Source organism: Acinetobacter sp. ANC 4558 (assembly GCF_002135375.1).
In the GTDB taxonomy this organism is placed as follows: domain Bacteria; phylum Pseudomonadota; class Gammaproteobacteria; order Pseudomonadales; family Moraxellaceae; genus Acinetobacter.
Genome location: NZ_NEGH01000004.1, coordinates 46,790 through 72,885 on the forward strand (window position 1 = coordinate 46,790; position 26,096 = coordinate 72,885).

Annotated in this window: 28 protein-coding genes; 27 read left to right on the forward strand and 1 reads right to left on the reverse strand. The window is 36.5% G+C overall.

What is annotated here, in order from left to right:
• Positions 1-31: 31 nt before the first annotated feature.
• The 22 genes from B9T31_RS06310 to yjgA all read left to right on the forward strand — a co-directional run bounded on the left by B9T31_RS06310 (position 32) and on the right by yjgA (position 19,833).
• Complete coding sequence (locus B9T31_RS06310; protein ID WP_086181120.1) at positions 32-850, forward strand: XAC2610-related protein; 819 nt, start codon at positions 32-34, stop codon at positions 848-850.
• A 276-nt stretch (positions 851-1,126) separates the two neighbouring features.
• Positions 1,127-2,413, forward strand: a complete 1,287-nt coding sequence (locus B9T31_RS06315; protein WP_086181121.1) for a glycosyltransferase family 4 protein — start codon at positions 1,127-1,129, stop codon at positions 2,411-2,413.
• Between the two features lie 46 nt (positions 2,414-2,459).
• Entirely contained in the window at positions 2,460-3,026 is a 567-nt protein-coding gene (locus B9T31_RS06320; RefSeq protein ID WP_086181122.1) for a phosphatase PAP2 family protein, read from the forward strand.
• Between the two features lie 107 nt (positions 3,027-3,133).
• A complete protein-coding gene (gene iscX, locus B9T31_RS06325) occupies positions 3,134-3,334 on the forward strand; it encodes a Fe-S cluster assembly protein IscX (RefSeq protein ID WP_086181123.1) in 201 nt (66 codons plus the stop codon).
• 109 nt (positions 3,335-3,443) lie between these two features.
• A complete protein-coding gene (gene ndk, locus B9T31_RS06330) occupies positions 3,444-3,875 on the forward strand; it encodes a nucleoside-diphosphate kinase (protein ID WP_086181124.1) in 432 nt (143 codons plus the stop codon).
• A 124-nt stretch (positions 3,876-3,999) separates the two neighbouring features.
• Positions 4,000-5,235, forward strand: a complete 1,236-nt coding sequence (gene rlmN, locus B9T31_RS06335; protein ID WP_086181125.1) for a 23S rRNA (adenine(2503)-C(2))-methyltransferase RlmN — start codon at positions 4,000-4,002, stop codon at positions 5,233-5,235.
• A gap of 21 nt (positions 5,236-5,256) precedes the next feature.
• Complete coding sequence (pilW, locus tag B9T31_RS06340; protein ID WP_086181126.1) at positions 5,257-6,060, forward strand: type IV pilus biogenesis/stability protein PilW; 804 nt, start codon at positions 5,257-5,259, stop codon at positions 6,058-6,060.
• Positions 6,051-6,839, forward strand: coding sequence for a helix-turn-helix domain-containing protein (locus B9T31_RS06345; RefSeq protein WP_086181127.1), 789 nt, complete (start codon positions 6,051-6,053; stop codon positions 6,837-6,839). The genes pilW and B9T31_RS06345 overlap by 10 nt, the downstream gene beginning before the upstream one ends.
• Before the next feature lie 23 nt (positions 6,840-6,862).
• Positions 6,863-7,978, forward strand: coding sequence for a flavodoxin-dependent (E)-4-hydroxy-3-methylbut-2-enyl-diphosphate synthase (gene ispG, locus B9T31_RS06350; RefSeq protein WP_086181128.1), 1,116 nt, complete (start codon positions 6,863-6,865; stop codon positions 7,976-7,978).
• Positions 7,975-9,270 (forward strand): histidine--tRNA ligase, encoded by a 1,296-nt coding sequence (hisS, locus tag B9T31_RS06355; RefSeq protein WP_086181129.1) that lies wholly within the window; start codon positions 7,975-7,977, stop codon positions 9,268-9,270. Before ispG ends, hisS begins: the two co-directional genes overlap by 4 nt.
• Positions 9,271-9,300: 30 nt before the next feature.
• The gene (locus B9T31_RS06360; protein ID WP_086181130.1) at positions 9,301-10,005 is read left to right on the forward strand and encodes a YfgM family protein; all 705 of its coding nucleotides are present in this window, start codon (positions 9,301-9,303) and stop codon (positions 10,003-10,005) included.
• Complete coding sequence (gene bamB, locus B9T31_RS06365) at positions 10,002-11,150, forward strand: outer membrane protein assembly factor BamB (RefSeq protein WP_086181131.1); 1,149 nt, start codon at positions 10,002-10,004, stop codon at positions 11,148-11,150. Before B9T31_RS06360 ends, bamB begins: the two co-directional genes overlap by 4 nt.
• Positions 11,151-11,317: 167 nt before the next feature.
• Positions 11,318-12,727, forward strand: coding sequence for a ribosome biogenesis GTPase Der (gene der / locus B9T31_RS06370; protein WP_086181132.1), 1,410 nt, complete (start codon positions 11,318-11,320; stop codon positions 12,725-12,727).
• Between the two features lie 465 nt (positions 12,728-13,192).
• Positions 13,193-14,005 carry a nucleoside triphosphate pyrophosphohydrolase gene (gene mazG / locus B9T31_RS06375; protein WP_086181133.1) on the forward strand — a complete coding sequence of 271 codons (813 nt, stop codon included), beginning with the start codon at positions 13,193-13,195 and terminating at the stop codon, positions 14,003-14,005.
• The gene (locus tag B9T31_RS06380; protein ID WP_086181134.1) at positions 13,983-14,381 is read left to right on the forward strand and encodes a ComEA family DNA-binding protein; all 399 of its coding nucleotides are present in this window, start codon (positions 13,983-13,985) and stop codon (positions 14,379-14,381) included. Before mazG ends, B9T31_RS06380 begins: the two co-directional genes overlap by 23 nt.
• A gap of 125 nt (positions 14,382-14,506) precedes the next feature.
• Positions 14,507-15,970 (forward strand): polynucleotide adenylyltransferase PcnB, encoded by a 1,464-nt coding sequence (gene pcnB / locus B9T31_RS06385; protein ID WP_086181135.1) that lies wholly within the window; start codon positions 14,507-14,509, stop codon positions 15,968-15,970.
• A complete protein-coding gene (folK, locus tag B9T31_RS06390; protein WP_086181136.1) occupies positions 15,967-16,455 on the forward strand; it encodes a 2-amino-4-hydroxy-6-hydroxymethyldihydropteridine diphosphokinase in 489 nt (162 codons plus the stop codon). The genes pcnB and folK overlap by 4 nt, the downstream gene beginning before the upstream one ends.
• Before the next feature lie 43 nt (positions 16,456-16,498).
• Positions 16,499-17,308, forward strand: coding sequence for a 3-methyl-2-oxobutanoate hydroxymethyltransferase (gene panB / locus B9T31_RS06395; protein WP_086181137.1), 810 nt, complete (start codon positions 16,499-16,501; stop codon positions 17,306-17,308).
• 3 nt (positions 17,309-17,311) lie between these two features.
• Positions 17,312-18,172, forward strand: a complete 861-nt coding sequence (gene panC, locus B9T31_RS06400; protein ID WP_086181138.1) for a pantoate--beta-alanine ligase — start codon at positions 17,312-17,314, stop codon at positions 18,170-18,172.
• Positions 18,173-18,179: 7 nt separating this feature from the next.
• Complete coding sequence (rapZ, locus tag B9T31_RS06405) at positions 18,180-19,031, forward strand: RNase adapter RapZ (protein WP_086181139.1); 852 nt, start codon at positions 18,180-18,182, stop codon at positions 19,029-19,031.
• On the forward strand, positions 19,028-19,297 hold the full coding sequence (locus tag B9T31_RS06410) for an HPr family phosphocarrier protein (protein ID WP_086181140.1): 270 nt from the start codon (positions 19,028-19,030) through the stop codon (positions 19,295-19,297). Before rapZ ends, B9T31_RS06410 begins: the two co-directional genes overlap by 4 nt.
• 2 nt (positions 19,298-19,299) lie before the next feature.
• Positions 19,300-19,833, forward strand: a complete 534-nt coding sequence (gene yjgA / locus B9T31_RS06415) for a ribosome biogenesis factor YjgA (protein WP_086181141.1) — start codon at positions 19,300-19,302, stop codon at positions 19,831-19,833.
• 64 nt (positions 19,834-19,897) lie between these two features.
• On the opposite strand, the gene B9T31_RS06420 is transcribed toward yjgA, so the two are convergent.
• Positions 19,898-21,538 carry an acyl-CoA synthetase gene (locus tag B9T31_RS06420; protein ID WP_086181142.1) on the reverse strand — a complete coding sequence of 547 codons (1,641 nt, stop codon included), beginning with the start codon at positions 21,536-21,538 and terminating at the stop codon, positions 19,898-19,900.
• Positions 21,539-21,883: 345 nt separating this feature from the next.
• Here B9T31_RS06420 and thrS point away from each other — a divergent pair, with 345 nt between their 5' ends.
• The 5 genes from thrS to B9T31_RS06445 all read left to right on the forward strand — a co-directional run bounded on the left by thrS (position 21,884) and on the right by B9T31_RS06445 (position 26,096).
• Positions 21,884-23,806 carry a threonine--tRNA ligase gene (gene thrS / locus B9T31_RS06425; protein WP_086181143.1) on the forward strand — a complete coding sequence of 641 codons (1,923 nt, stop codon included), beginning with the start codon at positions 21,884-21,886 and terminating at the stop codon, positions 23,804-23,806.
• Positions 23,807-23,811: 5 nt separating this feature from the next.
• The gene (infC, locus tag B9T31_RS06430; RefSeq protein ID WP_086181144.1) at positions 23,812-24,363 is read left to right on the forward strand and encodes a translation initiation factor IF-3; all 552 of its coding nucleotides are present in this window, start codon (positions 23,812-23,814) and stop codon (positions 24,361-24,363) included.
• 198 nt (positions 24,364-24,561) lie between these two features.
• On the forward strand, positions 24,562-25,179 hold the full coding sequence (locus tag B9T31_RS06435; protein ID WP_086181145.1) for a glutathione binding-like protein: 618 nt from the start codon (positions 24,562-24,564) through the stop codon (positions 25,177-25,179).
• Positions 25,180-25,377: 198 nt separating this feature from the next.
• On the forward strand, positions 25,378-25,674 hold the full coding sequence (locus B9T31_RS06440; RefSeq protein ID WP_086181146.1) for a hypothetical protein: 297 nt from the start codon (positions 25,378-25,380) through the stop codon (positions 25,672-25,674).
• Positions 25,671-26,096 carry a YqaA family protein gene (locus tag B9T31_RS06445; protein WP_086181147.1) on the forward strand — a complete coding sequence of 142 codons (426 nt, stop codon included), beginning with the start codon at positions 25,671-25,673 and terminating at the stop codon, positions 26,094-26,096. The genes B9T31_RS06440 and B9T31_RS06445 overlap by 4 nt, the downstream gene beginning before the upstream one ends.

Genomic DNA, 26,096 nt, shown 5'->3' on the forward strand with positions numbered 1-26,096 from the left:
TTGCACCATGTTTAACATTTAGAAAATGAAGATGAATTTTTATAAAAAATTAGCATTGATGAGTATAGGTTACTTTTCCTTAAATTTAAGTTATGCGGATAACCTGAATAATGAATCTATAAAATCACTTATGGTGATTAATAATGTAGACGTACAGGTCAGCCGTGCTTTAAAAACACCAAGTGGCGCTTATTTGTTGCAAATGGGTTCAGGCTATTGGAAACCTAATGCAACTTTATATGATATTTCTCAAAATAAAATGACATATTTAGAGGGGGTGCAAAAAGGGAATAACATTCAATTTGTGAGTTCTGAAAATAATGGAATAGTAAAAAATAATATTAATTTAGATGGGAGTTTAGATGTTGAAACAGGTATTTATCGTTCAATATTAAATGATCGATTAGAAGGCTTTAAGCAAGAGCTGGTTTTTTTACCCTTGATTAATATAAAAAATAGACCTACATTTTTATTTAAATTTTATGGTACTGAAAATAAAGAAACAGGCGAGAAAATTATTCAAAAAGTTGAAGTCATTGATAGAAAAACCAAACAAATTTATCAGCAGTTGACAGGTTTTAGTGCTTATGCAACGGGAATCCAATATATAGATTTAAATTTTGATGGTTATTTTGACTTGATTTTAAAAGATACATCATCTGCATTGGGCGATGGCGAACATTCAATTTATTGGATGTATAATCCTGAAACTAAAAAATTCCAAAGATCACCTCAATTAGAAGTACTAGGAGGTTCACCAGTGATTGATATTGAAAAAAAACAGGTTGATTTTGGTAATGGGCATAAATTTGAAATAAAAGACGGGCAGTTTTATAAAATAAAAAATTAAATGCTATTGAGATTGAAAAATACTGAGCTATCTCGTATAAATTTTTTATGTGTACGATTTTATGCGAGTAGCGATCTTTGAAAATAACTTGATTAAGGTGAGGGAGTTGAATGTATTTTGAATGAATGGGTGTTTTATTACTTTTAAAATACCGTTAATATTCTTGAAATATGTTTAATGAATTGTTACATGGTTTACATAAGCATAAAAAAAGTTTCATGAAAGCGTCATATCAAAATCTTACGCTATAGATAAAAATAAATAAGTAGATAAGCAATGACACAGTCCTATGCTGCAAGCTTTTTAAAGCAACAAGAAATACGGGAGGGATTTAAGTTCTATTTTAAGCAAGCAAATTTCAGAAATGATTTACTTGAAGATCATACTCAACTTCTAGAAGCATTGGTAAGACCTAGACTGAGGATAGCAATTATTACAGAAACTTGGCCTCCTGAAGTCAATGGTGTTGCATTTTCATTGGCTCATTTGTGTAAAGGATTGCAACAATTAGGTCATAAAATTTTATTAATTAGACCAATACAAAAAGTCACTTATGAAGCATTTAAACCGAATAAAGAATGTTTGGTCAGACCACATAAAATTCCAAAATATCAACAGTTGCAATTTGGATGGCCACAATATTTTAAAGTGGCTTCAGCAATTGAAGAGTTTTCACCACAAGTGGTTCATATTGTTACAGAAGGCCCATTGGGTTTAGTCGCTTTACAGGTTGCAAAGTCGAAAAAAATACCTATTTCGAGTGGCTTCCATTCGCCATTTCAAGATTTAAGTCGTTTTTTTGATCTTGCGATGTTGGTCAAACCGATTCAAAAATATTTAAGGTGGTTTCATAATAGTACTCAAATTACTTGTGTACCCAGTAAAGATACAGAAAATGCCTTACGGCAGTTTGGTGTGACCTGTCCATTGAGAGTTGTTGAGGGTGGGGTTGATGTGAATGTATTTCATCCTCAACATCGTTCGATTCAACTCAGACGAAAATGGGGGGTGAATGATGTAACCACAGTGCTTTTGTATGTGGGGAGATTGTCTCCTGAGAAAGAAATTTCAGTATTGATCAAAAGTTATCAAGCCATGTTGAACTCAGGTCAGCAGGTAAAATTGGTTATTGTTGGTGATGGACCAGAACGCGAACATTTGGTGAAAATGGATGAGAAAAATCAAATTATTTTTACTGGGGTTTTAACGGGGAAAGATTTGGCGAGTGCGTATGCGAGTGCGGATGTTTTTATCTTCCCGAGTCAAGTTGAGACATTTGGAAATGTCGTACTTGAAGCAATGGCGAGTGGGCTGCCGATAGTCGCATATGATTATGCATGCGCGAATTTGCATGTTTCACATGGAACAATGGGGTGGTTAATACCACTAGGGAGTGTTGATAAGTTTATGTTGCAAATATATCAATTACCCGAAAAGTCAGTGTTAAATGAAATGGGGCAGCAGGCGCGTACCAAAGTACAAACTGTCAGTTGGCAACGTCCTGTTCAGCAATTTGAAGATGCACTTTATGATGCCACTAAAGAGAATGTGATGACAGCATAGTGTTAGTTGCTTGTGAAGGCATCTGAGTTGAAAGAGGGGAAATAGAATGGGGAATTTAAAAGATTTATCTAAGATATATAAAATTAAAATGCTTAATTTAGATTTAAAAGGCTGTTTATATTTAAATCAATGGTCACATCAACAGCAAATTGCCAATTTTTTTAAAGTGATTAGCCGTTTGGGTAATGGTGTATTTTGGTATGTCATGCTGTTTATTGTATGGGTGATGAATGGTGTGATGTTTAGTTTGCAGATCATTTATTTGTTGTTAAGTTGTTCAATGGGTACAGCGATTTATAAAATTTTAAAAGTAAAAACAACGAGACCTAGACCATATCAAGTACATCAAGTGATTCGTTTGGGAGAACATCCTCTAGATCATTTTAGTTTTCCTTCAGGACATACGTTACATGCAGTAATGGTGACGATGGTGTTGGGTTTTATTCAACCCATACTATTGATTTTAATGCTGCCATTTACGATTTTGGTTGCACTTTCTCGGATGATTCTAGGACTACATTATCCAAGTGATGTTATTGTTGGTGCACTCATTGGTGCAACAATGGCATGTGGAATTATTTTATTTGCGCCATTATTACAGATTAAGCTTTAAATTTTACATCATTAAAATCTTCAAGACGATCATGAATTTTATATTGATACAGCCATGGGGAAGTTTGTTAAAATAAAGAATATTTTATCGATGTTAAAGGAATACTGATGGGTTTACGTTGGACAGATACAATTGATATTGCCATTGAACTTTATGAAGCACATCCTGATGTAGATCCTCAGTGGATTCGCTTTACAGATTTACATGCTTGGATTTGTGCACTTCCAGACTTTAGTGATGATCCGACAAAATCTACAGAAGGGCTTCTAGAAGCAATTCAAATGGCTTGGATTGATGAAGCAAGCTAATTTTAGCATCGAAAAATCATTTTTTTTACATTCAAAAAGCAGTATTTGGCACATTTTTCGGTATAATGCGCCAAATTTTCCTGTCTAACATTGACTGAAGGAGCCAATCATGGCTATCGAACGCACATTATCTATCGTAAAACCAGACGCAGTTGCTAAAAATCACATTGGTGATATCTTTGCTCGTTTTGAAAAAGCTGAGCTTAAAATCGTAGCAACTAAAATGAAGCAACTTTCTCAAGCTGAAGCAGAAGGTTTCTATGCTGAGCACAAAGAACGTGGTTTCTTTGCTGACTTAGTTGCGTTCATGACTTCAGGCCCAGTTGTTGTTTCTGTTCTTGAAGGTGAAAATGCAGTTCTTGCTCACCGTGAAATTTTAGGTGCAACAAATCCTAAAGAAGCTGCTCCTGGTACTATTCGTGCTGATTTCGCTGTAAGCATCGACGAAAATGCTGCACATGGTTCTGACTCAGTTGCATCTGCAGAGCGTGAAGTTAACTACTTCTTTGCTCAAACTGAAGTTTGCCCACGTACTCGTTAATTCGAAGTATTCAAACCAGATAAGTGATATTATACTTATCTGGTTTTTTTATTCCTGAAATAAAATTTCGCTTATTTATTGAGCTACTCCCTCTCACCCATAGATATGATTTAGGTAAATACACATGAGTACTGAAGTGGTCGCTGTACCTGAAATTTCGGTTGAACAGCAACAATCTCCGTCCGCTCCTGCACAGCAAAATACTGTGAAGAAGGTGAATTTACTGGGTATGTCTCGTCCTCAAATGGAAAAGTTCTTCGAAGACATCGGAGAGAAAAAATTTCGTGCAGGACAGGTGATGAAGTGGATTCATCAATTTTTTGTTACTGATTTTGCTGAAATGACAAATATCTCAGGAAAGTTACGTGAAAAATTAGAAAAAGTGGCAGAAATAACTGCACCAGAAGTTGTTCATCGTAATTATTCTAAAGATGGAACACGTAAGTGGGTATTTCGTGTGGGTGATGGTGCAGGTTCTTTGGTTGAAACAGTCCTTATCCCTGCGGAAGATAAAACAGGTTCGCGTAAAACATTATGTATTTCCTCCCAAGTTGGTTGTGCTTTAGATTGCTCATTTTGCTCGACAGGAAAGCAAGGATTTCAGCGTGACTTGAGTCAAGCTGAGATTATTGGACAGCTTTGGATGGCAAATCTATCTTATATGGAAGATGTGCCAGTTGCAGAGCGTGAGCGTTCGGTGACCAATGTCGTGATGATGGGAATGGGCGAACCATTATTAAATTATGATGCTGTTTTAAATTCGATGCGCATTATGTTAGATGATTTTGCATATGGCATGTCTAAGCGTCGCGTGACTTTATCTACATCGGGTGTTGTCCCTAAAATTGATCAATTAGCAGAAGATATTGATGTTGCGCTTGCAATTTCTTTACATGCACCTAATGATGAATTACGTAATGAATTGGTACCAATTAATAAAAAATATCCATTAGAACAACTGATTGCATCATGTCAGCGTTATATTAAAAAAGATGGGAATGAAAGTTCACGTAAACATGTGACGATTGAATATGTTATGTTGGATGGTGTAAATGATAGCCTAGAACATGCAAAACAAATGATTAAGCTATTGAAAAATTTACCAAGTAAAATTAATTTAATACCATTTAACCCATTTCCACATGCACCTTATGGGCGCTCGAGTCGAAATCGTATTATTGCTTTTCAAAAGATGCTATCTGATGCAGGTTTTGTGTGCACAATTCGTCAAACACGGGGGGATGATATTGATGCGGCATGTGGTCAATTGGTGGGGCAAGTTGCAGATAAAACACGTCGTGCAGAACAATGGAAAAAGAAAATTGCTGCACAAGGCGAAATAATACGCTCACGGGAATAATGAATAATAAGGGGAAGTTCATTGAGTCGGCATAATTTTAAAAAAATATTCGCTTTAACAGTATGTTCTGCTATTTTTTTAATAGTGGGATGTCAAACGACAACAAGCTTAAGAACTGATCCTAAAAAAGCCGTACAAGTACGCACTCAAATGGCCGCAGAATATATCAAACAAAATGATTATAATGCGGCTAAAAGAGAACTTGATACTGCATTAGAGCAAAATTCACGAGATGCGAATGCAAATATGATGATGGGTGTACTTCTACAACGAGAAGGAAGTCCCGTAAATATAGAAAAAGCTGAACGTTATTTTAAAACTGCAATTGCGATTGAGCCAAAAAATGCGCAAGTTCGTAACAACTATGGTACGTATTTATACCAGTTGGGACGATATAATGATGCGTTGCCACAATTTGAAATTGCAGGCTCAACATTAGGTTACGATCAGCGTTATACTGCCTATGAAAATAGAGGCGTAATTTATGTGAAATTGAATGATATAGTAAATGCTGAAAAATCATTTAATCAAGCATTACATGTGCATCGTGATTCTTATGTTTCAATGATAGAATTAGCGGAAATTAATTATTTTCGTCAAGATCTTCCCTCTGCTATGAAATTTTATCAACAAGCGGTAAATTTAGTTGGGGAAAAGAGTTTAAATGCACGTGCGTTGTGGGTTGGTATTCGGCTTGCGCGTGCAAAGAGCAATCCATTGGAAATGCAGACGCTTGTAAATCAATTACGAGCTTTATACCCTGATAGTCCAGAATATCAACGTTATTTGCAATTACAGTACAGTACTGAGGTCGTATGGAAATAAATCCTAATTCAAAGCAATCAACAGGTGTAACTACCGAAACAAACGCATTAGGAAATGTTCAACGTTCAGGTGAGTACTTACGTCAGGTTCGATTGGAAAAAAATATTGAACTTGATGATGTGGCAAATGAAATTAAAATTCCGACCAAAACTTTAATCGCGCTTGAGCAGGATGACTATGCCTCTTTGCCTGAAGCAACTTTTATCAAAGGTTATTATCGGATATATGCTAAATATTTGAATGTTGATGCAACTGAAATTATTCAGCGTTTTGATGAAGTACGCAAAAATGATGCTGAGCTATTACCGAATCATGAATTAAATAACTCACCGATTCGAATTATGGGTAAACTGCCTGGCTCTAATCATGATCGTAATCGGAAATGGTTAAAGCGTATTGGTCTTATTGTGGTTGTCATTGCTATTTTGGCAGCTTTATTTTCGGTGGTTCAAAACTGGACAGGTAAGGACGGAAATATTGCTGAAACATCAGTTGGAGCAAATGATGTTCAAGTGATTGCAATGGATTCAGATGGTGCTGTATCTGGCGATCAACTGAAGCTTGAGTTTAGCAGACCAACATCAATCAATATTATCGATTCGACAGGTAAAGTATTGGCAACAGGTCGCCAGTCTTCAACGGTGAATTTAAGTGGTGAAACACCATTCCAAATTCGTTTAGATGATGCAACTGCTGTGACATTAAGTTTGAATAATGAAAAAATTTCATTGTCACCATATACCGTAAATGGAAAAGCAGAATTCCGCTTATCACGTTAATTGTTGAATAGTAGAGCGAAATAATGATTGAAAATCCAATTAAACGTCGTCCAACTCGTAAAATTCGTGTGGGTTCTGTTTATGTGGGTGGTGATGCACCCATTAGTATTCAAAGTATGACGAATACTGAAACTTGTGATGTGGATGCAACAGTTGCCCAAATTCAACGCTGTGTAGATGTTGGTGCGGATATTATGCGTGTATCTGTGCCAAGCATGGAAGCAGCAGAAGCATTTGGCGAAATTCGTAAACGCGTTCAAATTCCGCTTGTTGCAGATATTCATTTTGACTATAAAATTGCATTGCGTGTTGCTGATCTTGGTGTGGATTGTTTGAGAATTAATCCAGGAAATATTGGTTCTGAAGCAAAAATTCGTGAAGTTGTTGCGGCAGCAAAACATAATGATATTTCAATGCGTATTGGGGTAAATGCGGGTTCGCTTGAAAAAGATTTGCAAAAGAAATATGGTGAACCGACTGGTGAAGCACTACTTGAATCGGCATTACGACATATTGATATTCTAGATCGTTTAAATTTTCATGAATATAAAATTTCGGTTAAAGCATCTAACGTTTTCTTAACAATGGATGCCTATCGCTTATTGTCGAAACAAATTGATAATCCATTACATTTAGGGGTTACTGAGGCTGGTATTTATCGCACAGGTACAGTCAAATCAGCAATTGCTTTAGGTGGGTTATTAATGGAAGGCATTGGTGATACTATGCGTATCTCTCTTGCTGCTGAACCAGAAGATGAAATTAAGATTGGTTTCGATATTTTGAAGTCACTGGGACTTCGATCTAATGGAATTAATTTTATTGCGTGTCCGAGTTGCTCACGCCAAGAGTTTAACGTAATTAAAGTGATGCAGTCGCTTGAAGAGCGTTTAGAAGATATTCGTACACCAATGGATGTATCAGTCATTGGATGTAAAGTAAATGGACCAGGTGAAGCCAAAGAGTCAGATATTGGTGTTGTTGGGGCAAGTCCTCGATCACTTGTGTACCGTAATGGCGAGAAAAGCCATTTAGTTGATACTAATCAGTTGGTTGATGAAATCGAAACTATGGTTCGTCAACGTGTTAAAGAGCTTGAAGAAGCTAAATCTAAAGAGATCATTCGTAGTTCATCATGAGTTCAATTGTTGCAATCAAAGGTTTTAATGACATTCTTCCAACGCAAACACCAGCGTGGAGACGACTTGAGCAGCATCTATCAGATTTGATGGATGCATATGGCTATCAACAAATCCGTTTACCAATCGTTGAACAAACCAATTTGTTCAAACGTTCAATTGGTGATGCGACAGATATTGTTGAAAAAGAAATGTATACGTTCTTGGATAAAGGAAATCCGCCTGAATCTTTGACATTACGTCCAGAAGGAACAGCGGGCTGTGTGCGAGCAATGCTAGAGCATAACTTGCTTCGTGGGGCAACGCCGAAAGTTTGGTATGTTGGACCAATGTTTCGTTATGAAAAGCCACAGAAAGGGCGTTATCGTCAGTTTCATCAATTTGGTGTCGAAACATTTGGTGTTGCAACGCCAGATCAAGATGCCGAATTAATTCTGATGACTGCGCGTCTTTGGAAGCGTATGGGGGTTTTGGACAAAGTACAGCTCGAGCTAAATACTTTGGGTGAGTCTGATGAGCGCGCTGAATATCGTGCTGCATTAGTCGACTTTTTAACAGCGCACAAAGATGAGCTAGATGAAGATTCGAAACGTCGTTTAACCACGAATCCACTTCGTATTTTAGATTCAAAAGATACGCGTACACAGCAAATTCTTGAAAATGCTCCAAAATTGCATGACTTTATGAAAGAAGAAACAATGCAACATTTTGAGCAGTTAAAGCAATATCTCAATGATGCGGGAATTTCTTTTGTTATCAATCAAAAGTTAGTGCGCGGTCTAGATTATTACAATAAAACAGTTTTTGAGTGGACAACAACGCATTTAGGTTCACAAGGTACAGTCTGTGCTGGTGGTCGTTACGATGGTTTAGTCGGACAACTTAAAGGTAAAGCAGACCAAACTGTGCCTGCTGTTGGTTTTGCAATGGGAATGGAACGTTTACTATTACTTTTAGAACAAGTTGAAGCGCATCCACCTGTGCGGGATTGCGATATTTTCCTCGTTTCAGAACCAAGTTTGCAAAGTAAGGCATTGGTATTGGCTGAGCAAATGCGTGATCAGCTTGAGCAAATGAATAGTCGTTTACGATTAAAGGTCGGTTCACAAGGTTCAATGAAAAGCCAAATGAAAAAAGCGGATCAATCTGGCGCATTCTTGGCTTTAATTTTAGGCGAGCGTGAATTAGAATCCGAAGAGTTTTCTGTTAAAGAACTTACAACAGCAGCGCAAACTTCAGTTGCTTTTGCTGATGTGATATCTTTTATTGTTAATAAACTTACTTCAAAATAAGCCGCAAAGTATAAGGAAAAGGGTAATTAAATGAGCGCATTGAGTGAAGACGACCAACTTAATAGTTTAAAATCTTTAACTAAAAAATATGGCTCTGCCATTTTTAGTGGGATTTTAATTGCGTTAATTGCCTTTTTTGGTTGGCAATGGTGGCAGAATAAAAACTTGGCTGAAGCACAAACCAATACAGCTAAAGTACAGCAGTTAATGGATGAAGCAAACATTGCTCAAAGTAATGATCAAGCGTATACCCAATTGATTGCAACCGCGGATAAAATTGTAAAAGATGCACCTGATTCAGCTCAAGCTATTCAGACACAGTTGTTGTTGGCAAAGCTTGCATTTGATAAAAATGATTATGTCGCAGCAGAGAAAGCATTAAAAAAAGTAGAAAACTCAAAAGTTGATGATGCAGGATTAGTACAAATTGTAAAATTGCGTTTAGGTTATGCACAATTGGCGCAAAAGAAATATGATGAAGCTTTAAAGTCACTCTCTGCGGTTAATGAACCAACTTTCAAGGCCGTTGCTGAAGAAGCTAAAGGTGATGTTTATTTTGCTAAAAATGATCGTGAAAATGCAAAAAAATCATATCAAAGTGCGTGGGATAACTTGATTGAAAATAAACAAGAACGTCAAATTTTACAAATTAAACTACAAAGTTTAGGTGTTTTAGTTGATGATCCAGAAATTGAACGTCCTGTATTAAATACTCAGAAGGATGAGAAAGAATGAATAGAAAATTTAAAATACCATTTGCATTAACGATTTTAACCTTAGCTTTGGTAGGTTGTTCGAGCAATAAAGTTAAAGTGGAAAAAGTAAAGCCAAATCCACTTCCTAAAATTGTAGAAACAACGGCTCTTTCTCCTGTTTTTAGTCAAAGTGTTTCTTCTACTTCAGCAAAAGATCCGCTTCGTTTGCAATTAGATGCAAGCAATGGTGTGGTTTTTGTTGTAGATCCAAAAGGTAAGGTTGCCGCTTATCAAGGTAAACAACGCCTTTGGGAAAAAAATGTTTCTAAGCTAGGTTTAAGTGCTGGTGTTGAAGCGAAAGATAATTTAGTGATTGTCGGAAATGCGAAAGGGCAATTATTTGCACTAGATCAGGCAACGGGCGAACAAAAATGGACTGCCCAACTTTCTGGTGCCATTATTTCTCCATCATTAATTATAAATAACCGTGTGATTACGGTTAGTAATGATGGAACTGTTTTTGCACATAATACCAGCGATGGACAGCAAGTTTGGGCTTATAATTTACCTAACGTACAGTTTAGTTTACGTGGTAATGCATCACCAGTTGCTGTTGATGAGCGTGCTATCGTTGTTGCGTCACCGAATGCTTATATTTATATCATTGACTCATTAACAGGTAATCCGCTGATGCAGCGTCGTGTTGCATTGAGTGATGGGCGTTCAGATATTAAACGATTAAATGATATTGATGGTGATCCTGTTGTTGTTGGGCAATTCTTGATTACAACAAGTTATCAAGGGCAGGTCACTGCGCTGAATTTAGCGAATCAACAAGTTGTTTGGAGTGAGAACTCAAGCAGCACGAAACGTCCTGAAGTCGTTGGTAATGGTGTTTTTGTTGCATCTACTGATGGTAAGTTAACAGCATATGAAATTACCACAGGTGATAAATTGTGGGAAAATGATCAGCTGCTGAACCGTAAATTAAGTAATCCAGTCATGTTGGGAACGAACTTAATTGTAGGTGATTTAGATGGTTATTTACACATTGTAGATCCAAGTTCAGGTCAGTTGATCGGGCGTTCTAAAACCAGTGGTGAAGTGCGTTCGCTACGTGTAATTGATAACCAACTTTATGTTGCAACACAAAAGGGTGCTGTAAGCATTTGGCAGAATCGTTAATTTTTCTTTGCCTTATGTTAAACTAAGCTATCCGTATTCAGAAACACGGGGGATTGATGATTCAATACCCCGTGTTTCTATTTAAGTCTTTGAAAAATCCAATTTCTTCCATTTGTTTCTGATGTTCAGACCAGACCAACTGGCTGATCTTGAATAAAGGTTAATCTATGAAACCCGTAATTGCGCTCATTGGTCGTCCGAACGTCGGAAAATCAACGCTGTTTAACCAGATTACTAAGAGCCGTGATGCTCTTGTGGCCGATTTTGCTGGTCTTACACGTGACCGTAAATATGGTGATGCTGTATATCAAAATAAATCCTTCATTGTTGTTGATACAGGGGGTATTGGCGAATCTGAAGGGGGTATTGATTCATATATGGCAGAGCAATCCCAAACTGCTATTAATGAAGCTGATATTATTGTTTTTGTTGTCGATGCTCGTGCAGGATTGCTTGCATCTGATGAACAAATTGCACGTGAGTTACGTACCTTAGGTAAAAAAGTTTATTTAGTTGCAAACAAAGTAGATGGTGTGCATGCAGAGGCAGCGCTCGTTGAATTTTATAAGCTTGGTATGGGGGAGCCTCTGCAAGTTGCTGCAAGTCACGGACGTGGTGTTCAGCAAATGCTTGAAGATGTATTGGAAAATGTGCCTGAAGATGAAAACCCTGAAGAGCATGATAAAAATACTGGATTACGTCTAGCGATTATTGGTCGTCCAAACGTCGGAAAGTCAACACTTGTTAACCGCTTATTGGGAGAAGAACGTGTTGTTGCATTTGATGAACCTGGTACAACACGAGATTCAATTTACATTCCATTTGAGCGAGATGGTCGTCAATATACTTTAATTGATACGGCAGGTGTCCGTCGTAAAGGTAAAGTTGATGAAATGATCGAGAAATTCTCGATTGTCAAAACGTTGCAAGCGATGAAAGATGCTCATGTGGTTGTGATTGTTGTTGATGCACGTGAGGGTATTGTTGAGCAAGACTTACACTTAATTGGTTATGCATTAGAAGCAGGCCGTGCGATGGTGATTGCGATCAATAAATGGGACAATATGTCTGAATATGATCGTAAACAATGTAAATTAGATGTAGATCGTCGTTTTGATTTTATTCCTTGGGCGAAAATTCATTTAATTTCAGCATTACATGGCACTGGTGTTGGTGATTTATATCCATCAATCCACCGTGCATATGATTCTTCACATTTAAAAGTCTCACCAGCAAAAATTACACAAATTTTAAATGATGCAACAGAAGCTCATCAACCGCCAATGGTTCAAGGTCGTCGGATCAAAATGCGTTATGCGCATATGGGAGGACAAAATCCACCAACAATCGTTGTTCATGGTAACAAGGTAGATAAAACTCCTGCAGATTATCGTCGTTATTTAGAAAACGTCTTCCGAAAGGTTTATAAACTTGAAGGAACACCAGTCAGAATTGAGTTTAGAACATCAGAAAACCCATTTGAGGGACGTAAATCTCAAATTGATGAACGAACGGCTGCGCGTCGTCGCCGTTATGTTCAAAACTTTAAGAAGGCTGAAAAGAAGTTTAGAAAATAAGACTGATTTGATAAAAAAGCCCAATTTTTTGGGCTTTTTTATCATCTGAATTGAATATTTGTAATTCAATGAATATTTGTAAAATGAGTGCAGAAAATATAAAAATTGTCTGGCAAAGAGCGGTCTATTTTTGTGTTAAAAATCATAGAATATGACTGAAAAATTTTAGTTTTTAGTGTGATATATCATTTTTTAATTAAATTATGTTAGTCTGTTAATCATTTTAATGAATAATATTATTTTAATATGTAATGAATAAAATATATTTTCACATTGAAGTGCAAAGAATGCTGATTAATATATTGAAATAAATACAGATTAAAATGTTGATATCTAGATTTAATGACAACGATCGTTGGATTGATAATAAAACATCATACGGAAACTATATTTTTATATATTTGCTTTAATTGAATCAGTTTTAAAGTTTGGGTTTTTATTAAAAAGTAGGTAAAGAGAGTAATCATGGATCAACTTTTACACATAATTCAAAAATTGCGAAAAGAATGTCCTTGGGACCAAGCACAAACACCTCAAACTTTAACGCGTTATGCAATTGAAGAGGCATATGAAGTAGAAGCCGCAATTCAATCAGGTGATGCGCAGCATGTGAAAGAGGAGTTAGGTGATTTACTTTTACAAGTCGTATTTCAGTCACAAATGTATAGTGAGCAAAATACATTTAATTTTCAAGATGTTGTGGATGCGATTGTCGAAAAACTAATTAGAAGACATCCTCATGTTTTTGAAAAAGAAAAATTTATGCATTTGAGTAAAGAAGATGTTGAAAAATTATGGAAAGATATCAAAGTAAAAGAAAAACAAGGACAGCCATATCAACGTTTGAATGAAGTTAAACATGGATCTGCTATTGTCCAAGCTCAGGAAATTCAAGAAAATACCGCAAAAATTGGTTTTGACTTTCCAGATGTAACAGGTGCTTATGAAAAGCTAGAAGAGGAATTAGAAGAGTTACAAACAGCGATTAAAAATCTCAATGATGAAGAAATATGTGATGAATTTGGCGATTGTCTATTTTCTTTAATTAACGTTGGGCGTAAACTAGGCGTATCGAGTGAAATGGCATTATTAAAAACTATTTATAAATTTAGAACACGTTTTGCATATATTGAAGACTGTGCAAGGCTTCAGAATAAGAATATTGAACAGATGTCTTTGGTTGAAATGGACCAATTGTGGGACCAAGCGAAGCAATATTTAAAACAACAAAAAGAACGACAACAGGCTCAGCAACATGGAAATCATACAAACGAATAAATTCAAATCACTATGCATCATTGGATTCTTGATGATGAGTTCAATCGCATTGGCTCAGCCTTATGAACAGCAATATGCGACATGGAAGGCTAAGCAAGATGCGCATGACAGCACATTAGCTGTGGGTTCAAAGACCAAGGACAGTAATCATTATTTATCTAAACCTGAAATGCAAATTTCTGGAGATAAAGTTAATTTGAACTCAGCGTCTATTGATCAATTGCAACAACTTTCAGGTGTTGGTGCTAGAAAAGCTGAAGCTATTATTGAGTATCGAAATAAAAATGGAAAATTTAAAACGATAGAAGAAATTCAACAAGTTAAAGGAATTGGTCCTGCTTTATTTGAAAAGAATAAAATGAAATTGGCTTTATAATTTAGATAGTTTTATTTACGATTTAGATCTAAGAATAAGAGATTAAAATTGCCCTTTGATTGTGTAAGCGATATGATTAGCGCCATCTTATATTTTTTACGTTCAGACGTAGGAGACAACGTCTTTTGCAAACTTTGCGCGCGTCAAAATGTGGTTTATCCACGGCTCTATTACCAGCATCTATCTTAGATGTCATTGATGCCTTAACCAAGGCAGGCTACGTAGCATATATCGTTGGTGGTGGTGTACGTGATCTTATGTTGGGTCAAAATCCAAAAGATTTTGATGCAGTAACAAATGCGACTCCCTTGCAAATCAAAGAGGTATTTGGTCGACGTTGTCGAATTATTGGTCGACGTTTTGAATTAGCACATGTTTATTCAGGGCGAGAACTCATAGAAGTTGCAACATTTCGTGCACCTCCAAAAAAAGAAGTAACATCATCGGCAGGTATGATTTTACGAGATAATAATTGGGGAACGATCGAACAAGATTTCATCAGACGAGATTTTTCGATTAATACACTGTACTATCAACCACGTAAAGATATTATTTTAGATTTTTGCAATGCTGTTGATGATGTACAGTCAAAGACTTTACGTTTACTAGGTGATCCTCAGACTCGGTTTGAGGAAGATCCTGTACGTATGCTTAGAGCATTAAGGTTCGCAGCTAAATTAAATTTTTCAATTGATAAAAATATTCTTAAAGTTTTTACTCCAGAATTAACGCATTTATTAAGTGATGTATCTCCGCATAGATTATATGATGAATCACAAAAATTATTTACAAGTGGTCATCTGAATCGAGTGTTACCGATGCTGATTCAGTTTGATGTTTGGAAGCAACTTTTTGCTGAAGCGAAACCAAAGATCACGCTGTTTATTGAGCGAGTCGCTAAAAATACAGATCAAAGAATCTCGATTGGTAAAACGATTAATCCCGCATTTTTTTATGCAGTACTGTTGTGGGAAATATTTTTAGAACGTTGTAATTTTTATTTATCTAAAGGTGTCGTCCCTGCTGAGGCGCGCGCACAAGCAGGTCTAGATGTATTAAAACGACAAGCGACGCGAACCATTATTCCTCGATTTGCAGAAACCTTTATTCGTGAAGTTTGGGAAATGCAAACACGTTTACTTAATCCAAAACCTCAACAAATTGAAGCACTTTCAGGTCATGCTCGTTTTAGAGCAGGATTTGACTTTTTATTATTACGTGAAAAGTCTGGTGATGAAACAACAATGGGAATGGGGGCTTGGTGGGATGCTTATCAATTGATGTCAGTTGATGAAAAAGAGCGTGTCATTGGTCAATATAATCGTCAAAGAACTCGGTCACGTCGTCAGACACAATCAGTAGATGTTTCTGAAGTTAAAACACCTCATCAGCAAACAGAGATTGAGCCTTTGGTGAATGAGCCAGAACCTAGAAGTCGTCGCACTCGTAAGGTGAAACCTCATTTAGATGAACGGGTTTTGGAAAAAGGAACGAGTCAATCAGGTGAAATACATGCTGACCATCCAATTTTAAAACGTAAACGGGTCAAACGTGATTTAACGCAGGTTATTTTCGGACCAACGCAGTGAATATAAAAACGTACATTGGTTTAGGCAGTAATTTGGGTGATTCTCAGCAAATTCTTGTAGAAGCGATTAATCAACTTTGTCGGTTAGGAAAAGTTAAGGTTTCTAAACTCTATCAAAGTCCTCCAATGGGACCACAAGATCAACCGCATTATTTAAATGCGGTTGTATGTTTAGAAACGACATTTAATGCTTTGGATTTATTGGATGAATTACAGCGAATTGAAAATGAATCTGGTCGAGTTCGTTTAAGACGTTGGGGCGAGAGAACACTTGATTTAGATTTATTGATTTATGGAAATGAGTCAATTCAGAATGAACGCTTAACTGTACCGCATATTGGTATTTTTGAACGAGATTTTGTGATCTTCCCGCTATTGGATTTAGATGAGAATATACAAATCAACGGTCAATTGTTAAAGGATTTATCAATTTTACAGCATCAAACGCTCACGGTGCTGGCCGATCATACTTGGGCAAATTGTTAATTGGTTTTACGCATGTTGTATACATTTTCACGAGGCTATCTTCATGATAAGTTTGAATAATTTAAGACAATTTAAAGCAGATGGACGTAAATTTTCTTGTTTGACTTGTTATGATGCAAGTATGGCAAAGGCCATGGAAATTGCTGAAGTCGATAGTATTTTAGTTGGCGATTCGTTGGGAATGGCAATTCAAGGACGAGATTCAACCTTAGCAGTGACTGTCGAGGATATGGCGTATCATACGGCCGCTGTACGACGTGGTAATCAACATGCATTTTTAATGACTGATTTGCCATTTATGAGTTACGCCACCTTGAACGATGCACTGGTTAGTTCTAAAACAGTCATGCAGGCTGGTGCACAAATGGTTAAAATTGAAGGTGGAGCTTGGTTGAGTGAAACGATTGAAGTGCTGACGCGTAATGGTATTCCTGTCTGCGTGCATTTGGGTTTAACACCTCAATCAGTTCATGTCCTTGGTGGCTATAAGCTACAAGCGAAAACACGTGAAGCTGCGGATCAATTAATTGCCGATTGTCAGGCAGTTGTGAATGCTGGTGCTGCACTACTTTTATTAGAATGTGTGCCGGCTCAATTGGGTCGTGAAATTTCTGAATTATTTCCAAATGTACCTGTTATTGGGATTGGCGCAGGTCTTGAGACAGATGGACAGGTCTTAGTTGTTCAAGATATGTTAGGTTTGACTTTTGGCCGTGTGGCGAAATTTGTACGTAATTTTATGAAAGAACAATCAGGTGAAACTGCAATTGTAGATGCATTTAAAGCGTTCCATCTTGCAGTTCAAGATGGTTCATTTCCTGCCAGAGAACATACTTTCCAAGTTGAGTTGTAAGTTATGAAGTTAGAGACAACCATACAAGGACTTCGCTCTATATTGGATGTTGCACGTATGCAACAAAAAAAAATTGGATTTGTTCCAACAATGGGCAACCTTCATCAAGGTCATTTAAATCTTGTACGTGAAGCACGTAAGCATTGTGATATTGTGGTGGTCAGTATTTTTGTAAATCCAATTCAATTTGGTCCTAATGAAGATTATGACAATTATCCACGAACACTAGAACAAGATAGTCAATTACTTGAAACTGTTGGGTGTGATTATATTTTTGCACCATCGGTAGCGCAAATGTATGGTGACCAATCAAGATTAACCAATATTAGTGTGAATGATATTACGGCTGACTTATGTGGATTGCAGCGTCCTGGGCATTTTGATGGTGTTGCTGTAGTAGTTACAAAGCTATTTAATATTGTAGGTCCTCATGCGGCATTTTTTGGTGAAAAAGATTATCAACAATTGGCCGTTATTCGCCAGTTTGTACGTGATTTAAATATGCCGATTGATGTGATCGGTGTTCCTATTGCACGGGCAGAAGATGGTTTAGCGTTAAGTTCTCGAAATGGATATTTAAGTGAAAGCAATCGCGCGATTGCACCAACGATTTATCAGACATTAAAAAATGCAGAGCAAAACTTACACCAAGGTATAAATCTAGTTGAAGTGCTTGATCGTATGAAAATCGCATTGACAAATGCAGGTTTTATTGTGGACTATGTAGAAGCGAGAACACCAGCGCTTCAAAAAATCTATACATTTAATCAAGATGTTGTGTTATTTGTTGCGGCAAAATTAGGAGAAACACGTTTAATTGATAATGTGTATGTAAAATACATTGACTCACATACCTTGGGGTAGTATTGCTATGAAACGCATTTTAATTGTTACAGGTCAATCGGGTTCTGGAAAATCTTCTGCTTTACAGGTTTTAGAGGATTTAGGTTATTACTGTATTGATAATTTGCCTGTCGCATTACTTCCCGAGATTGTATTAAAACTCGATAAAGAAAATAATTTAGAATTGTTAGCACTTGGTGTAGATGTTCGAAGTACACGTGAAGATTTACAAGAATTTGATCATGTATTTGAACAGCTGAAAAAACAAGGAACAATTGAAGTTATTTATTTAAAAACCAAAGATCATGAATTAATTACACGTTTTAGCGCTGCAAGGCGTCCTCACCCTTTAGCAAATCGGTTTAAGAGTTTGGCGGAGTGTATTCAGGAAGAAAAAAACTTACTGTTACCAGTTCACTTTAATGCAACAATTACCATTGATACGACTGGATTGAGTGTACATGATTTAAAACATACGTTACTGAATCGACTTGGACAAGCAGATCAGATGATCGTTATTTTACAATCATTTGGATATAAGCATGGCATTCCATTAGATGCAGATTATGTTTTTGATGTACGTCATTTACCAAATCCTCATTGGGATATAGAATTACGTAAATATTCTGGTTTAGATGAATCTGTACAAAAATTCTTGAGCAATAGTGAACAAGCAAACGAAATGTTCCAAGATATTGATGGTTTTTTAGAAAAGTGGTTACCTATTTTTGCTGAAGCTCATCGACATTACATTACTATTTCAATAGGATGTACAGGTGGACAGCATCGTTCGGTATATATGGTGGATAGACTTCAAAAAGCCTTACAGGAAAACTGGTCTGTTCAAGTCTTACATAGAGAAATGAAGCACTGGTCATGATTGACACAACTGTTGATGTAATTAATAAATTAGGTTTACATGCTCGTGCATCTGGGAAACTTATTGAGGTTACAACTAAATTTAGTTCTTCTATTCAAATTGGAAAAACTGAAAAATTAGTAGATGCTAAAAACATTATGTCTTTGCTTATGCTTGGTGCTGGCAAGGGTACAACTTTACGCTTGGTGATTGAGGGTGCAGATGAAGAAAAAGCTTTATCTGCAATTCAAGCATTGTTCGAAGCAAAATTTTACGAGGCAGATTAATCGTGGCACGTCGACCGCATCGTTTTACTGAAGATGATTTTGAAACTTTAGAAGGGCGTGCAAGTAAAACAGAACAGAAAAAAGCTGTTCAACGTATGGCAGCTTTAGGTGAGCAACTCGCCGAGTTAAATTTAAAACAAATACAGAGTCTTCCTGTTGAGGAGCGCTTAATTGATGCTTTATTAGATGTGCAAAATATAACATCTCATGAAGCGCGACGTCGTCAATTTCAACGGATAGGAAAACTATTACGGTATGAAGATGAAAGTGTAATTTTATCCTATTTAACACCGCAACAAGGTGCGAAAAAAACAGCACAATTACAGCGTTGGGTGGAGCGTATCGTTAAAGATGGCGATATCGTGATTAATGAGTTCGTCAAAACTTATAATGCAGCAGAGCGCCATACATTACGCCAACATGCTTTACGTATTCATCGTGATATGAGTAAACAAGTCAGTGACGTTGAATTAGAAGAATCGAAGCTGAAACTTTTCAATTATGTTCAACAAGTCGCATTAATTTCTGATAATTAAGCAGATAAAAAAGCGACTTAATGAAGTCGCTTTTTTATGAATATGAATTTTAAAATAATAAAAATTAGTTAAACTCTCCAATAGCTCTATCTTTAGCCCATTCGCGTAAAATGAATTTTTGTAATTTTCCTGTCGATGTCTTTGGGATTTCAGTGATGACAATATCTTTAGGAACTTTAAAGCGAGCAAGATGTTGTGAACAAAAATGAATGACTTCTTCACTTGTTACATTGTGCCCCTGTTTGAGTTCAATGAACGCACAAGGGACTTCTTGCCAGCGAGGATCTGGTTTTGCCACAACAGCAGCAGTCATAATGGCAGGGTGTTGATAAAGAATTTCTTCAATTTCTAAAGATGAAATATTTTCCCCTCCAGAAATAATTACATCTTTTGAACGGTCTGTAATTTTGGCATAGCCGTCGGGCTGACATACGGCTAAATCACCAGTATGAAACCATCCTCCTGCAAATGCTTCAGTTGTTGCCTCTGGGTTTTTTAAATACCCTTTCATGACAATATTGCCTCGAAACATAATTTCCCCCATCGTTTTTCCATCATTGGGAACGGGTTGCATTGTTTCTGGATCAATAACTCTCATGCTATCTTGTAGGGGATATGGAACACCTTGACGAGAATGAAGTTGAGCTTGTTCTTGAAGAGAAAGATGAGACCAACCTGCTTGTGCTGCACAAAGAGCTGAAGGACCATAGGTTTCAGTTAAACCATAAACATGATTAACTCGAATACCAATATGATGCATTCCCTCAATAATGGCAGCAGGTGGTGCTGCACCTGCAACCATTACTTCAACACGATGATTAAACTTAATTTGTTTTTCTTTGGGAGTGTTAATTAGAATTGAAAGTACAATAGGGGCACCACAAAAATAATCAATTTGATGTTGTTCGATCAACTTAAATATGAATTCTGGATCAATTTTACGAAGACAAATATTGGTTCCGCCATTAGCAGCAACGGACCAAGCGAAACACCAACCATTGCAATGAAATAGTGGTAATGTCCACAAATATTTAGCACGTGGTGTCATACCGCAAGCGAGAATATTACTGGCGGCATTTAAGTAAGCACCACGGTGGTGATAAACGACACCTTTCGGGTTTCCTGTAGTTCCTGATGTATAATTTAGACTGATGGCATCCCATTCATCTTCTGGTAAATGCCAAGAAAAATTAATATCACCTTGGGCAAGCCAAGTTTCATATTCGATTTGTCCAATTGTGATTTTAGTCGGATGTTCATATTGTTCATCTTCGACATCAATCACATAAATTTCTTGAGGTATGAGTTGAAGCGCTTCTTTGGCTAACTCTGCAAATTCAGCATCGACCAGTAAGACCTTAGTTTCAGCATGCTCTAACATGAAAGCTAGAGTTTTAGCATCTAAACGTGTATTTAGCGTATTTAACACAGCACCAGCCATAGGAACAGCAAAATGAGCTTCAATCATGGCTGGAATATTCGGCAGTAGAACAGAAACGGTGTCGTTTTTTTGAATGCCTAATCGTTGTAATTGATGTGCAAACTGTCGACAACGTGTATAGGTTTCTTGCCAAGAAATATGCCGATTTCCATGAATAATCGCATCTTGATGGGGATATATATAGGCTGCACGTTCTAAATAACGTAAGGGGGTGAGTGCAACAAAATTTGCAGGTGTTTTGGGTAATTGATCATATGCTTTCACTTTTCTTTTCCTATCCCTTTCATTATTTTTCCTTTTCCTAATATTGAAGATATGAGGTTTTTTGTCAATTTTCTCTCATTCTTTAGTCGTGTCTTTTACGTCATTAATTTTGAACTAATGATTCTTTATTTAGTTGGATTTTTGTTTAGATTTGGGCTTTTATTCAACTTTAAATGAATGAAAAATAAAATTTTGAATAAAGGATTTATAAATCAGGCTAAGCGGTGTAAAATTATTGGCGAATTTATGTTTATCCACCGTTTTTATCTTTTGAGGTTTTCCTCGATCATAATCTCGCGGTGATATGCTCCATGGTAAGGGGCATCACTCCTTAAGGATTTTATTATGCCAATTATTACGTTGCCAAATGGTGATCAAAAACAGTTCGATCAAGCTGTATCAGTCATGGAAGTTGCTCAAAGCATTGGTCCAGGTCTTGCAAAAAATACAGTTGCTGGTCGTGTAAATGGGCGTTTAGTGGATGCTTCTGATTTGATTACCGAAGATGCAACTATTCAAATTATTACACCAAAAGATGACGAAGGTTTAGAAATTATTCGTCACTCATGCGCGCATTTAGTCGGACATGCAGTTAAACAATTATTTCCTGATGTGAAAATGGTGATTGGACCTGTCATTGAAGATGGTTTTTATTACGATGTTTTTAGTCCAAAACCATTTACACCAGAAGATATGGCTGCCATTGAAGAGCGAATGAAAAAGCTCATCGATCAAGATTATGATGTGATCAAGAAAATGACTCCACGCGCGGATGTCATTAAAATTTTCACAGAACGTGGTGAAGATTATAAATTACGTTTGATTGATGATATGCCCGACGAAACTCAAATGGGTTTGTATTATCATCAAGAATATGTCGATATGTGCCGTGGTCCGCATGTGCCAAATACTAAATTCTTAAAAACATTTAAGCTTACTAAAATGTCTGGTGCATACTGGCGTGGTGATGCGAAAAATGAGCAGCTTCAGCGTATTTATGGTACAGCTTGGGCGGATAAAAAACAGCTTGCTGCATATATCAAACGTATTGAAGAAGCAGAAAAACGTGATCATCGTAAGATTGGTAAAGCACTTGATTTATTCCATATGCAAGAAGAAGCACCTGGAATGGTGTTCTGGCATCCAAATGGTTGGACTATCTATCAAGTTCTTGAACAATACATGCGTAAAGTTCAACAAGATCATGGTTATTTAGAAATAAAAACACCTCAGATTGTTGATTTTTCATTGTGGGAAAAATCAGGCCATGCTGCAAACTATGCAGAGAATATGTTTACGACACATTCTGAGAGCCGTAATTACGCCGTCAAGCCAATGAACTGCCCATGTCACGTACAAGTATTTAATCAAGGATTAAAGTCTTATCGTGATTTACCAATTCGTTTAGCAGAATTTGGTTCATGTCATCGTAATGAGCCATCAGGTTCATTACACGGTATTATGCGTGTTCGTGGATTTACTCAAGATGATGCACATATTTTCTGTACGACTGAACAAATTGGTAAAGAAGTCGCAGATTTTATTAAACTCACTTTAGATGTTTATAAAGATTTTGGGTTTGAAGATGTTCAAATGAAGCTTTCAACGCGTCCCGAAAAACGTGTTGGAGCAGATGAATTATGGGATGTTGCTGAAAAATCGTTAGCAGATGCGTTAGATGAAGCTGGTCTAGAATGGCAAGAGCAACCAGGTGAAGGTGCATTCTATGGCCCTAAAATTGAATTTTCATTGAAAGATTGCTTAGGTCGTATCTGGCAATGTGGTACTATTCAGTGTGATTTCAATTTACCAGAGCGTTTAGATGCATCATATGTCACTGAAGATAATGATCGCGATCAGCCTGTAATGTTACATCGTGCAATTCTTGGCAGTTTTGAACGTTTTATTGGTATACTTATTGAACATTATGCTGGATTTATGCCACCATGGTTGGCACCGATTCAAGCATGTGTTATGAATATTACAGATTCACAAGCTCATGCATGTGAGTCAGTCGTTGCAAAACTTAAAGAAAACGGTATTCGTGCTATTTCTGACTTGAGAAATGAGAAAATCGGCTTTAAGATTCGTGAACGTACATTAGAGCGTATTCCTTATTTATTGGTACTTGGGGACCGAGAAGTTGAGGAAGGTACAGTAAATGTACGAACTCGCTCAGGAACAAATTTGGGTACTATGTCAATCGATGCTTTCGTTGACTTAGTGAAAGTAGCCGTTGCCGAACGCGGCCGGTACATTGTGGAGTAAAAGCAATTAAACAGCCTGATCGTAATCAACAGGGCGGTAACAAATCAAACCGTCCTGCCTTGAATGATGAAATTCGTGCGAAAGAAGTCCGTCTTGTTGACGAAAATGGTGAGCAAAAAGGTATTGTAAGCTTAACTGAAGCTTTACGTGCAGCAGAAAGTGTAGATCTTGACTTGGTTGAGATTGTTGCAAATGCTGAACCACCCGTTTGTAAAATCATGGACTTCAATAAGCATTTGTTTGATTTAAAACAAAAGCAAAAAGAAGCGAAGAAAAAGCAACATCAAGTGCAGGTGAAAGAAATTAAGCTCCGCCCTGCAACAGATGTTGGCGACTATAATGTAAAATTGCGCGCCATCGTTAAATTTCTTGAAGATGGTAACAAAGTTAAAATCACACTTCGATTCCGTGGTCGTGAAATGGCTCATCAACAATTGGGTCTTGCGCAACTGCAAAAAATTGAAGCAGATGTTGCAGATGTAGGTGTCGTTGAACAAGCACCAAAAATGGAAGGTAGACAAATGGGTATGTTACTTGGTCCTAAAAAGAAAAAGTAATCCAATCGTCTATAAAAAAGCACTGTATTTTACAGTGCTTTTTTATATTGTTTACATTTACTATTTTGAGATTTAGAGTCGAGAAAGTAAATATTTGAGAATAAAATTTTAGTTGCATAATCATTTAAAATTCTCAAATTGTGATATAAATAATATATAGAATACGTATAGATTGAGTAGAAGAAAAGGATAAAATAGATGATTGATTTATATTATTGGGGAACGCCCAATGGTCAAAAAATTACAATTGCTTTAGAAGAAATGGCTTTACAGTATCAAGTATTTCCTATCAATATTTCAGAAAATGATCAGTTTCAGCCAGATTTTTTAAACATTTCTCCCAATAATAAAATTCCTGCAATTGTTGATCAAGATGGCCCAAATCATCAATCAATTTCAGTCTTTGAATCGGGCGCTATTTTACAATATTTAGGACGAAAAACAGGATTATTTTATCCAAGCAATGAACAAGATCGTGTGGAAGTAGAACAATGGCTTATGTGGCAAATGGGTGGGTTTGGTCCAATGCTTGGGCAAAATCATCATTTTAGTCGTTTTGCACCAGAACGTATTCCATATGCAACTGAAAGATATATTACTGAAACAAAGCGTTTATATGGGGTTTTGAATAAGCAGTTAATTGGACAAGATTATGTGGCAGGGGAATATTCAATTGCCGATATGGCGATCTTTCCTTGGGTAAAACGGCATGAATGGCAAAATATAGATTTAGATGATTATCCAAATGTTAAATCATATTTACAGCGTATAGAAAATCGACCCGCAGTGCAGAAAGCATTAGCGATTAAGCTTTAAGTCAATGGTAGTATAGGTATATTTTTTGTGCCTATATTAAAAAAACCACATTTATAACAGAGCAAGTCGATCTTAACGATACAATAAATTACACAGATGAATGTTTGATTTAAAGAAATACGCGAAGCATTTTTAGTAAAAATATACTTTATGCTAGTATATGTGCGGCTTTGAGCAGCGTATTACTGGATCGGAACAATGAAAGACTTTTTTCTAAATTTTACCCGCATTATTGAACATAATCCAAAAATTTATTGGAGCATTATTGTGGGCATTGTTCTCTGTTTGGTGCTATTTATTGTAGAAGTGATTCAAATTCAAAATTTGATTGCGCAATTAAATACACATGATCAAGTTATTCTTAAAAATGCGATTGAGCCTTTAACACAAAAATATAAGTGGGCACGTGTTTTAATTATTATTATGGCTGTGTTCATCGCAAATTATGAATATTTAAAAACTAAAAAGAAACTGGGTTTAACTCAGTCTAAATGAGTTTATTTTTTTTATTTATTGCTGCATTTGGTGCAGCAACTTTACTCCCACTACAATCAGAAGCGGTATTGGTTGGTTTGCTAATTAATGGACATTATGCACCTTTTATATTAATTGCAGTGGCAAGCCTAGGGAATATTTTAGGTTCTTGTGTGAATTGGTGGTTGGGCTTAAAAATAGAACATTATAAGAATAAACGATGGTTCCCAATTTCACAGAAAAAAATGTTGCAAGCGCAAAAGATATATCAAAAATATGGATATTGGTCTTTGTTGTTAAGTTGGGCACCAATCATTGGAGATCCAATTACATTAATTGCAGGACTATTAAAAGAAAATCTAACTCGTTTTTTGTTGATTGTTTCTCTTGCAAAAATTGGACGTTATATTTTTATTTATATGGCATTTGTTGCGATGAGTTAG

Bases quoted from the DNA above. Each gene is read 5' to 3' on its own strand.
- B9T31_RS06310 (WP_086181120.1), top strand. From the start codon at position 32: ATGAATTTTTATAAAAAATTAGCATTGATGAGTATAGGTTACTTTTCC.
- B9T31_RS06315 (WP_086181121.1), top strand. From the start codon at position 1,127: ATGACACAGTCCTATGCTGCAAGCTTTTTAAAGCAACAAGAAATACGG.
- B9T31_RS06320 (WP_086181122.1), top strand. From the start codon at position 2,460: ATGGGGAATTTAAAAGATTTATCTAAGATATATAAAATTAAAATGCTT.
- iscX (WP_086181123.1), top strand. From the start codon at position 3,134: ATGGGTTTACGTTGGACAGATACAATTGATATTGCCATTGAACTTTAT.
- ndk (WP_086181124.1), top strand. From the start codon at position 3,444: ATGGCTATCGAACGCACATTATCTATCGTAAAACCAGACGCAGTTGCT.
- rlmN (WP_086181125.1), top strand. From the start codon at position 4,000: ATGAGTACTGAAGTGGTCGCTGTACCTGAAATTTCGGTTGAACAGCAA.
- B9T31_RS06345 (WP_086181127.1), top strand. From the start codon at position 6,051: ATGGAAATAAATCCTAATTCAAAGCAATCAACAGGTGTAACTACCGAA.
- ispG (WP_086181128.1), top strand. From the start codon at position 6,863: ATGATTGAAAATCCAATTAAACGTCGTCCAACTCGTAAAATTCGTGTG.
- hisS (WP_086181129.1), top strand. From the start codon at position 7,975: ATGAGTTCAATTGTTGCAATCAAAGGTTTTAATGACATTCTTCCAACG.
- B9T31_RS06360 (WP_086181130.1), top strand. From the start codon at position 9,301: ATGAGCGCATTGAGTGAAGACGACCAACTTAATAGTTTAAAATCTTTA.
- bamB (WP_086181131.1), top strand. From the start codon at position 10,002: ATGAATAGAAAATTTAAAATACCATTTGCATTAACGATTTTAACCTTA.
- der (WP_086181132.1), top strand. From the start codon at position 11,318: ATGAAACCCGTAATTGCGCTCATTGGTCGTCCGAACGTCGGAAAATCA.
- mazG (WP_086181133.1), top strand. From the start codon at position 13,193: ATGGATCAACTTTTACACATAATTCAAAAATTGCGAAAAGAATGTCCT.
- B9T31_RS06380 (WP_086181134.1), top strand. From the start codon at position 13,983: ATGGAAATCATACAAACGAATAAATTCAAATCACTATGCATCATTGGA.
- panB (WP_086181137.1), top strand. From the start codon at position 16,499: ATGATAAGTTTGAATAATTTAAGACAATTTAAAGCAGATGGACGTAAA.
- panC (WP_086181138.1), top strand. From the start codon at position 17,312: ATGAAGTTAGAGACAACCATACAAGGACTTCGCTCTATATTGGATGTT.
- rapZ (WP_086181139.1), top strand. From the start codon at position 18,180: ATGAAACGCATTTTAATTGTTACAGGTCAATCGGGTTCTGGAAAATCT.
- B9T31_RS06410 (WP_086181140.1), top strand. From the start codon at position 19,028: ATGATTGACACAACTGTTGATGTAATTAATAAATTAGGTTTACATGCT.
- thrS (WP_086181143.1), top strand. From the start codon at position 21,884: ATGCCAATTATTACGTTGCCAAATGGTGATCAAAAACAGTTCGATCAA.
- B9T31_RS06435 (WP_086181145.1), top strand. From the start codon at position 24,562: ATGATTGATTTATATTATTGGGGAACGCCCAATGGTCAAAAAATTACA.
- B9T31_RS06440 (WP_086181146.1), top strand. From the start codon at position 25,378: ATGAAAGACTTTTTTCTAAATTTTACCCGCATTATTGAACATAATCCA.
- B9T31_RS06445 (WP_086181147.1), top strand. From the start codon at position 25,671: ATGAGTTTATTTTTTTTATTTATTGCTGCATTTGGTGCAGCAACTTTA.